We start from the raw sequence: 9,310 nt of genomic DNA on the forward strand, positions 1-9,310 counted from the left end.
GATTGGGGCAACGTGGACAAGATGGACACTTGAACGGAAACGATCCGGCCCGATCGTTTCCGTTTTGGTGATGATGCGGGTCACAATGCGAAAGAGCAAGCGGGGTGTAGCAGAGGGGGTGGGGTGTAGGACAGGGGGTGGTTGTCGCTATACCGCTTGCTCTTGCAAGTTGTACGCGGCTTGCAGCATCGGATGCAGGCGCACCTTGGTATCAACTGATAAAACCTGAGCCGAAATCAGGGGTTGATCCGTATGAGCATACATAAAACGATCCTGAGATCGAATTTTGATACCGATTGCCCCCGTGCGGTAGAGAATGGTTGCAAGTTCAGATAGAACATCCAGAGCACCCTTCTTCTTACCGTCAGCGTATGCATTGCATAGTACCCAAACCGGGTCAAAACCGATTTGCTTTGATCCCCAAACGGAGGTGCAGAAATCATCAACCTTGTCTAGTAATTCAATTAGATCGATACCAGACTTGCGTTTTGACGTAAACAGCACAAGGATATCTTCGAGCAGCGGAAACGCGCTTTTCCATTCCTGAACTAGAGCGTCCTTTCGTCTCCTGGCGAACTCGACTTCGGCTTTGCGCATCGCGGATACGGAAATCTGACCTTGGTTGTTCGATGCATCGATGCATTCATTCACTAACGTAATGGCATCGCGCGGCCTCATAAGTGTGCGCTCCATTACCCAATCGAGGCTGCTCTTCCCGCCGATCAGTGGAGGAAAAATGTCCGCAAAGCCAATCAAAGACGCGCCGTGTTGGCGCTTGAAAAGAAAATTCAACCGCTTATCGATTACCTGCTTTAGCTCGTACTTGGACCAGCGAAGACGAACCATAAGATCTTCGAACTTTTCGCGCTGAAAGCTGATATCTGCCGTCTCCTGAACGACGCGTTCGATAACGTCTTCACGAAGGGCGACAAGTATTTTTAGATTGTTAATCTTTCTAAAGCTGCGTAATGACTCCATGAGTCCTTTTATCATTCGAAATCGTACGCTATCATCAACCCATCGCTCATCTAGCTTATCAACAGTAACATAGAACGTGTTTTGGTCTGTATCGTGCGCAGCTAGCATTTCTATAACGCCATGCAGTTCGGCGAGTTGCTCCGAGCTTATGATGCGTCGAGTACGAGCGACAATCTCGGTCTTCTTTTCCCGACTTAATCGTTTGTCATACTGTCCGCCGGCCTTGAACTTGTCGATCTCACCTCCAATCTCCGCATGTAATTTCCCCTCGACAAGCTCGGTTATCTCTTTGATGTTCTGGTCCATTGTAATCCAGAACTTTCCCTCCCAAGCCTTGATATACTCAATTGAGCGTTTCTTTCTGTCTTCTCTTGCGAAGCGGTCAAATAATTTCGAAAAGATATTTTGCGATTTCTCAGCGCTATCGACGCTCCATCTCAGTCTAATATACTCGATGCACAGTACGTGCTTCCAAAGGACCTGAAAAAATAGGTCTAAGTCGGCTCCAATCGCCTGAAGGAAACGCAAGGCATCTGAATTTGATACGTAGCTCATCGACATCTCAAACGGATCAATGGCGCTTGAATGTCTCGACTGAGCCTCGAGGTATCGCAAAATTGCGGTTTTTCCAGACCCTGTTCGGCCCGCTACAACCATTACAGGCGATCCGGCCTGACGGCATTCATCAACAGGGGGATATTCGACAAAGCAGTCAAATAGGAATTTATCATCTGTTTCGGCGTTGCCGGTCCCAATGCCTGCACCTCTCCGCAGAACGACAGGGTTTATGATTTTGCTATTTGCCATACCTGACATCTCCCGGCCGCCAAGCGTAGTGGTATACCGGAAGCTTTCAAGATTTTTCGTCGTTTTACAGCGTACTAGAACTAGCTGTCGACGGCCGTTGTTGCTTCCTTTCTGAATGGCCGATCCCTGCATGGGAGCCACTTGCGTTCAGATACAAAGCGGCAGCGCCTATTCGCTAAACCATCACCAGCGCGTCGATTGCCGCTTGCAGGATGTGCGCCGCGGCGAGGTTGTCGATCCGTTCGGCGCGTTTGGCGCGGCTCATGTCCTGTTCGATCATCGTGCGTTCCACCGCCACCGTCGACCAGCGTTCGTCCCACAGCAGGATCGGCAGACCGAGGTCGGCGCAATTCTTCGCGAAGGCGCGCGTCGACTGGCTGCGCGGGCTCTCGCTGCCGTCGAGGTTGAGCGGGAGGCCGAGGACCAGTCCCTTCACCTGCTGCGCGGTGGCGAGCGCGACCAGCGCCGCCTTGTCCTTGGTGAACTTGCTGCGGCGGATCAGCTCGGCGGGGCTGGCGAAGCTCCAGCCGGCGTCGCACAGCGCGGTGCCGATCGTCTTGCTGCCGAGGTCGAGACCGAGCAGCCGCCCGCCCGCCGGCAGCGCCTCGCGGAAGACGGCGCGATCGGGGGTGATCATCGCTTCGCGCCGAAGGCGGCGAGCCGGCGCAGCGCATCGGCGCGGACGTTGGCCCAGAACAGGCTGTAATCGTAGACATGGTAATTGTTACCGGGGAGCACGTAGCTGCCGACCTCGGGCGGCTCGCCGATCAGCAGGAAGCCGCGCGGGCCGCAGCGCGCGGGCACCTTGCCGGGCGCGATCGTCGCGCTGCTGAGATCGGCCGAGGGGTAGAGCGTGCCCTGGTTGGCGGTGGCGGGGGCGACGGCGTCGGCGGTGCCGGTCAGCGGGTTGGTGCAGACGAGCGGCGTGTCGCGGCGCGGGCGGCCGTCGAACCCCTGCGTCTGGTCGTAGACGTCGGTGATCTGCTGCGGGTCGGCGGGCTCGGCGAAACTCTCCCAGGACAGCAGGCAGCGCGCCTGATCGGCGCGGGTGCATTCGGGCAGGCCGAGCGCGGCAAGATCGGTGGTCTTCGACACCGGCCAGCCGACGACATAAGCGGCGACGATGCGCTTGGCGATCGGCTTGCCCGCCACCTGTTCGCGGAGCAGGCGGGTGAGATGGAGCGCGCCCTGACTGTGGCCGGCGAGGATGATCGGCCGCTTGGGATCGACCTGCCTGACGAAGGTGGCGAAAGCGGCGGCGACGTCGCCATAAGCGAGGTCGAGCGCGCGATTGGCGTCGGCGACGCTGGTCAGGAAGGCGCCGAACGTCGCCTGCCGGTAGCGCGGCGACCAGATCTCGCCGGCGGCGTTGAACGCGCTCGCCTGGCCGCGCAGGAAGATCGCGGCGCGCGCATTGGTCTCGGCGTCGTCGAGCGTCGCGTTCCAATGGTCGCGGCCGATGTACGAGGTCGGGTGGATGAAGAAGACCGCCGCCTTCGGGCTCGCCTCGGGCGTGTAGCCGGCGGGGGTCCAGAGCGCGGGATTGGCCGGGATGTCGGGGCGGGCGATCCACATCGCGCGATCGTCATAGCGCTTCGGATCGACGCGCGGCTGCGCCCTGAACGCCTCGGACGGGACCAGCGCCATGCGCAGGATGTCGACGCCGTAGAGCCGGTAGGCGAAGGCGCCGGCGATGACGAGCGCGATCAGGAACGCGAAGACGTAGAGGAATTTGCGGGCCAAGCGTGCGGGTTCCGGGCAGGGCAGGGAGGCCGCCTGATGGACGAGCCCCGGCGAACTGGCAACATACGGTTGCGCGCGGCCACGCAAGCGGAGGTTGCATCCGCCGAGCCGCCTCTGATAGGCGCAAGGCCATGTCCGTAGACACCGCCACCGTGAAGAAGGTCGCCGCGCTCGCGCGCATCGCGATCACCGACGAGGATGCCGCGCGCCTCGCCCCCGAACTCAGCAACATCCTCGGCTGGATCGAGCAACTGGAAGGGGTGGATACCGCCGGCATCGAGCCGATGACCGCGGTCATCCCCAACCAGCTGCGCCTGCGCGAGGACGTGATCAACGCCGATCCGCTGACCGGCGGCGGTATCCGCGACGCGCTGATGGCCAATGCTCCCCAGGCGGAGCATGGCTTCTTTACCGTTCCCAAGGTGATCGAATAATGGCCGAGCTGACCGAATTGGGCGTCGCCGCCCTACGCGACGGGGTGCGCAGCGGCGCTTTCTCCGCGGTCGAGGTCGCCGACGCCTTCGTGGTGAAGGTGGCGAAGGCCAAGCCGCTCAACGCCTTCCTCGTCGAGACGCCCGATCATGCGCTGGCCGCGGCGCGCGCCGCCGATGCCGCGCGCGCGGCGGGCGAGACGCTGAGGCCGCTCGCCGGCGTGCCGATCGGGATGAAGGATCTGTTCTGCACGAACGGCGTCGCGACCACCGCGGCGAGCCATATCCTCGAAGGCTTCGTGCCGACCTACGAATCGACGATCTCGCAGAAATTGTGGGATGCCGGCGCGGGGATGCTCGGCAAGCTCAACATGGACCAGTTCGCGATGGGCTCGTCGAACGAGACCAGCGCGTTCGGCAACGTGATCTCGCCGTGGCGGCGGCCGGGCAGCGATGCGCCGCTGGCGCCGGGCGGCTCGTCGGGCGGCAGTTCGTCCGCGGTGGCGGCGGGGCTGTGCCCGGGCGCGACCGGTACCGACACCGGCGGTTCGATCCGCCAGCCGGCGGCGTTCACCGGGATCAGCGGCATCAAGCCGACCTATGGCCGCTGCTCGCGCTGGGGGACGATCGCCTTCGCCTCGTCGCTGGATCAGGCGGGGCCGATGGCGCGCGACGTGCGCGACTGCGCGATCCTGCTCGAGGCGATGGCCGGGTTCGACGCCAAGGACGCGACCTCGCTCCAGCTCGACGTGCCGCGCTGGGAACAGGGGTTGTCGGGCAATCTCGCGGGCAAGCGCGTCGGTATTCCCAAGGAATATCGCGTCGACGGCATGCCCGAGGAGATCGAGGCGCTGTGGCAGGCGGGGATCGACTGGCTGCGCGATGCGGGCGCGGAGATCGTCGAGGTCTCGCTGCCACATACCAAATATGCGCTGCCAGCCTATTACATCATCGCGCCGGCGGAGGCCTCGTCCAACCTCGCGCGCTATGACGGCGTGCGTTACGGCCTGCGCGAGCTGTCCGAAGGGGCGGGGTTGCAGGACATGTATGCCGCGACCCGCGCCGCCGGCTTCGGGCCGGAGGTGAAGCGCCGCATCATGATCGGCACCTATGTGCTGTCGGCGGGCTTTTACGACGCCTATTACACGCAGGCGCAGAAGGTGCGGGCGCTGATCGCGCGCGATTTCGAGCGGGCGTGGGAGACGTGCGACGTGCTGCTGACGCCGACCGCGCCGTCGGCGGCGTTCGCGCTCGGCGAGAAGTCGGCCGATCCGATCGCCATGTATCTCAACGACGTGTTCACCGTGCCGTCGAGCCTTGCGGGTCTGCCGGCGATGAGCGTGCCGGGCGGGCTCGACAAACAGGGGCTGCCGCTGGGGTTGCAGATCATCGGCAAGCCGCTCGACGAGCAGGGCGTGCTCAACGCCGGGCTGGCGATCGAGCAGCGGGCGGGCTTCACCGCGCGGCCGCAGGCGTGGTGGTAGACGATCGTCGCGTGAGGTGTTACCTTGGTAACACCGGAGGCGGGTGATGGCGACTTTACTCGACAAGCGCACGACGACGAACATGACGAGCAAGGGTCAGGTGCTGATCCCCAAGGACGTGCGCGACGCGATCGGGCTGGTGCCGGGGCGGCCGGTGGATGTCGGGATCAACGATCGCGGCGAGGCGGTGGTCGTTCCGGGCAAGCGCTGGCCGGACGAAACGCCGGACGAGCGGGAGGCGCGGCTTGCGGCCTTCTTTGCGCGGATCCGCGAACGTCCGCAGTTCACGCAATCGGGAGCGGACTTCGTGCGCGACATTCGCGGTGACGAACCGCTGCCGTGATCCTGCTCGACACCAACATCATCGCCGACCTGCTCAGTAATGCCACCGGCTACGAACCCGAATGGTCGCGCCGTACCGTCGTTGCAGCGGAACAATCGGATGTCCTTGGCTGCAATCACATCGTCCTGGCGGAAATCATCGCCGGATCATGCCGGGCGGACATGGTCCTCGACGATCTCGAGACCCTGCACGTCGAGGTGCTGCCGTTGACGGTCGAGGCGGCGCTTGCCGGTGGCCGGGCTTTCGGCGACTATCGTCGGCGCGGCGGCAAGCGGGAGCGCGTATTGCCCGACTTCCTGATCGCCGGCCACGCTCAGGTGCTCGGCGCGACGCTGATGACCCGCGATCGCCGGCTCGCGACCTATTTTCCAGACCTTACCCTCATCACCCCAGAGACGCATCCATGACCGAGACCAGCTACCGCATCCAGGGCGCCACCGGCGAGTGGGAGGTCGTGATCGGCCTCGAGGTCCATGCGCAGGTCACCTCCAACGCCAAATTGTTCTCGGGCGCGGCGACCGCGTTCGGGGCGGAGCCGAACACGCAGGTCAGTCTCGTCGATGCGGCGATGCCGGGGATGCTGCCGGTGCCGAACATGGAGTGCATCCGCCAGGCGGTGCGTACCGGCATGGCGATCGACGCGCAGATCAACCGCTGGTCGCGGTTCGATCGCAAGAATTATTTCTACGCCGATCTGCCGCAGGGCTATCAGATCAGCCAGCTCTATCATCCGCTGGTCGGCGAGGGCGCGATCGAGATCAGCCCCGACGACAAGAACCCCGACGCGACCAAGACGATCGGCGTCGAGCGTATCCACGTCGAGCAGGACGCCGGCAAGCTGATGCACGACCAGCATCCGACGCGCTCCTATGTCGACCTCAACCGGTCGGGCGTCGCGCTGATGGAGATCGTCAGCCGGCCCGACATGCGCTCGCCGGCCGAGGCGGGGGCGTATCTGCGCAAACTGCGCGCGATCCTGCGCTACGTCGGCTCGTGCGACGGCAATATGGAAGAAGGCTCGATGCGCGCCGACGTCAACGTCTCCGTGCGCAAGCCCGGCGGCGAGCTAGGCACGCGCACCGAGACGAAGAACGTCAATTCGGTGCGCTTCGTCATGGCGGCGATCGAATATGAGGCGAAGCGCCAGGTCGAGGTGATCGAGGACGGCGGCCGCATCGTCCAGGAGACGCGGTTGTTCAACGTCGAGAGCGGCACCACCCGCTCGATGCGCTCGAAGGAAGACGCGCACGATTACCGTTACTTCCCCGATCCCGACCTGCTGCCGCTCGAACTGGAGGAGGCGTTCCTCGCCGAGTGCCGCGCGAGCCTGCCCGAACTGCCCGACGCCAAGCGCAAGCGGTACGAATCGCTCGGCATCTCGGCCTATCAGGCGGACGTGCTGACCGCCGAGGTCGAGGCGGCGCGCTGGTTCGACGCGTTGCTCGACGCGGGTGCCAAGCCGGTCGCGGCGGCGAACTGGACGACGTCGGAGCTGTTCGGCGCGCTCAACCGCACCGGGCGCGATATCGCCGACTCGCCGGTGTCGCCGGCGCAGGCCGCCGAGCTGCTGGCGCTGGTCGCCGACGGCACGCTGTCGGGCAGCCTCGCCAAGCAGGTGTTCGAGGTGATGCTGGAGACGGGCGATGCGCCGTCGAAGATCGTCGAGGATCGCGGGCTCAAACAGACCAGCGATACCGGCGCGATCGAGGCGGTGATCGCCGAGGTGATCGCCAGGAGCCCCAACCAGCTCGCGCAATATCGTGGCGGCAAGGAGACGTTGTTCGGCTTCTTCGTCGGCCAGACGATGAAGGCGATGGGCGGCAAGGCCAATCCGGCGGTGGTCAACGAGCTGCTCAAGAAGGCGCTCGCCTGACCGCCGCGCGGTGACGACGATCGAGCTCGACGGGCGCGGCTGGCGGAGCAGGGCGGACTTCTACGCCGCGCTGCTGCCGCGGCTCGGCGCGAAACCGTGGGTCGGCGGCAATCTGGATGCGCTGTTCGATTGTCTCGGCGGCGGGATCGCCGATCTGGCGCCGCCCTTCGAGGTGATCGTCCGTCATGTCGGCGACCTGCCGGCGGACGAGCTTGCCTATGTGCGGCGTGCGGAGCAGGTGTTCGACGATGCCCGTGCAGAATTCGGGCGGGACGTGCGGTTGCGGTTCGTTTGAATTGGGAGAGCAGGGATGATCGGTTTCGTTCGGGTCGCGACGCTTGCCCTGTCCCTGGTCGCGGTGCCGGTGGCGGCGCAACAGGCTGCGCCTGCGGCCGCACCGGTGCCCGCGCCGCAGCCGACGCCGGCGCTGCCGCGCGTCGCGTTGGAGACCAGCGTCGGGCGGTTCGTGATCGAGGCGGATATCGTGCATGCGCCGATCAGCGCGGGCAATTTCCTCAAATATGTCGACGGCAAGCGGCTCGACGGGGTGAGCTTCTATCGCGCGGTGAAGATCGGCGACCATTTCGGCTTCGTGCAATTCGGGCCGGATGGCGAGATCAAGCGGCTGCTGCCGCCGATCAGGCACGAGCCGACGACGCAGACCGGTATCCGCCATACCGACTTCACCGTCTCGACCGCGCGGTTCGAGCCGGGCAGCGCGCGCGGCGAGTTCACGATCAGCATCGGCGACCAGCCGTCGTTCGATGCGGACCCGGGCAAGCCGGGCGACAATCTCGGCTATGCGGCGTTCGGCCATGTCGTCGAGGGGCAGGATGTGATCCTAAAGGTTTTCGATGCGCCGGTGTCGCCGACCGCGACACTGCGGGGGGCGTTCAAGGGCGAGGTGCCGGTGACTAAGGTGACGATCCTGACGGCGCGGCGGGTCAAATAAGGGGGGCCTCCCCTAAGTCCTCCCCCGCCAGGGGGAGGTGGCAGTGCGAAGCACTGACGGAGGGGGAGGATACGGTAAGCTTCGCGTTTGCGGAAACGCCCCCTCCACCACCCGGCTACGCCGGGCGGTCCCCTTCCCCCGCTAAAGCGAGGGAGGAATTTGGCGGCGTGGTTTCAATCGAACTTTAGACGGCCCCAGTGGTCGGGCTAGTCGAAACGCCCTGCAACCCAATGCCCTTCGACAGGCTCAGGACGAACGGGGTGGGGGTGCGGCGAGGCCAACCAACGGAGACGAAGTAGGGCAAGGCCAACCGGCATAAAAAAAGGCGGCCCCGCAGGGCCGCCTCGTCATTGTTGCGTCAGGTCCTGGTTCTTGACCTCGCCGCCGGTGCCGCTGTTGCCGTCGAAGGCGCCGGTGTCGGTGAAGCGCGAGGGTTCCTCGCCGCCTTCGCCGCGGGCGACCGCGTCTGCGCGGGCCTCGACCGCTTGTTCGATGTCGCTGCGCTCATCCTCACGGGCGTCCGGATTGCTGTCCAGTGCGTCCTCGGAAAGGGCGTTGGGATCGGTGCTCATGCTCAGATCTCCGCCGGCTGCGCGGTGCCGGGATCGGTGGCGGGGATCGTCGGCGAGGGGACGTCGACGTCGGGCGCGGGCGCCTGGATCTCGGGCGGCGGTGAGTCCGGCTGGACCGGTTGCGGGG

Annotated in this window: 11 protein-coding genes; 7 read left to right on the top strand and 4 right to left on the bottom strand. The window is 64.3% G+C overall.

The features are described from left to right. Positions 1-147 precede the first annotated feature (147 nt). Genes FFS23_RS19270 through FFS23_RS19280 form a run of 3 tightly spaced genes read right to left on the bottom strand, consistent with a single transcriptional unit; the run spans position 148 to position 3,528 of the window. The gene (locus FFS23_RS19270; protein ID WP_502702163.1) at positions 148-1,917 is read right to left on the bottom strand and encodes a P-loop ATPase, Sll1717 family; all 1,770 of its coding nucleotides are present in this window, start codon (positions 1,915-1,917) and stop codon (positions 148-150) included. Positions 1,918-1,960: 43 nt separating this feature from the next. Continuing rightward, positions 1,961-2,422: a Holliday junction resolvase RuvX gene (gene ruvX / locus FFS23_RS19275; RefSeq protein ID WP_137899874.1), complete on the bottom strand. Its 462-nt coding sequence runs from the start codon at positions 2,420-2,422 to the stop codon at positions 1,961-1,963. Beyond that, positions 2,419-3,528, bottom strand: coding sequence for a DUF3089 domain-containing protein (locus FFS23_RS19280; RefSeq protein ID WP_137899875.1), 1,110 nt, complete (start codon positions 3,526-3,528; stop codon positions 2,419-2,421). The genes ruvX and FFS23_RS19280 overlap by 4 nt, the downstream gene beginning before the upstream one ends. Before the next feature lie 131 nt (positions 3,529-3,659). On the opposite strand from FFS23_RS19280, the gene gatC reads away from it, so the two are divergent. Genes gatC through FFS23_RS19315 form a run of 7 tightly spaced genes read left to right on the top strand, consistent with a single transcriptional unit; the run spans position 3,660 to position 8,611 of the window. Beyond that, positions 3,660-3,962, top strand: a complete 303-nt coding sequence (gene gatC / locus FFS23_RS19285) for an Asp-tRNA(Asn)/Glu-tRNA(Gln) amidotransferase subunit GatC (protein WP_137899876.1) — start codon at positions 3,660-3,662, stop codon at positions 3,960-3,962. Next, on the top strand, positions 3,962-5,443 hold the full coding sequence (gatA, locus tag FFS23_RS19290) for an Asp-tRNA(Asn)/Glu-tRNA(Gln) amidotransferase subunit GatA (RefSeq protein ID WP_137899877.1): 1,482 nt from the start codon (positions 3,962-3,964) through the stop codon (positions 5,441-5,443). Before gatC ends, gatA begins: the two co-directional genes overlap by 1 nt. A gap of 46 nt (positions 5,444-5,489) precedes the next feature. Next, a complete protein-coding gene (locus tag FFS23_RS19295; protein ID WP_052075582.1) occupies positions 5,490-5,786 on the top strand; it encodes an AbrB/MazE/SpoVT family DNA-binding domain-containing protein in 297 nt (98 codons plus the stop codon). Continuing rightward, positions 5,783-6,193 (top strand): type II toxin-antitoxin system VapC family toxin, encoded by a 411-nt coding sequence (locus tag FFS23_RS19300; protein WP_038661849.1) that lies wholly within the window; start codon positions 5,783-5,785, stop codon positions 6,191-6,193. The genes FFS23_RS19295 and FFS23_RS19300 overlap by 4 nt, the downstream gene beginning before the upstream one ends. After that, positions 6,190-7,659 carry an Asp-tRNA(Asn)/Glu-tRNA(Gln) amidotransferase subunit GatB gene (gene gatB / locus FFS23_RS19305; protein ID WP_137899878.1) on the top strand — a complete coding sequence of 490 codons (1,470 nt, stop codon included), beginning with the start codon at positions 6,190-6,192 and terminating at the stop codon, positions 7,657-7,659. Before FFS23_RS19300 ends, gatB begins: the two co-directional genes overlap by 4 nt. A gap of 10 nt (positions 7,660-7,669) precedes the next feature. After that, the gene (locus FFS23_RS19310) at positions 7,670-7,954 is read left to right on the top strand and encodes a barstar family protein (protein WP_171009558.1); all 285 of its coding nucleotides are present in this window, start codon (positions 7,670-7,672) and stop codon (positions 7,952-7,954) included. Between the two features lie 15 nt (positions 7,955-7,969). Then, positions 7,970-8,611 carry a peptidylprolyl isomerase gene (locus FFS23_RS19315; RefSeq protein ID WP_137899880.1) on the top strand — a complete coding sequence of 214 codons (642 nt, stop codon included), beginning with the start codon at positions 7,970-7,972 and terminating at the stop codon, positions 8,609-8,611. A 347-nt stretch (positions 8,612-8,958) separates the two neighbouring features. On the opposite strand, the gene FFS23_RS19320 is transcribed toward FFS23_RS19315, so the two are convergent. Continuing rightward, complete coding sequence (locus FFS23_RS19320) at positions 8,959-9,183, bottom strand: hypothetical protein (RefSeq protein WP_137899881.1); 225 nt, start codon at positions 9,181-9,183, stop codon at positions 8,959-8,961. Between the last annotated feature and the right edge of the window lie 127 nt (positions 9,184-9,310).

The sequence above is a fragment of the Sphingomonas sp. 2SG genome, assembly GCF_005503285.1.
GTDB lineage: Bacteria > Pseudomonadota > Alphaproteobacteria > Sphingomonadales > Sphingomonadaceae > Sphingomonas > Sphingomonas taxi.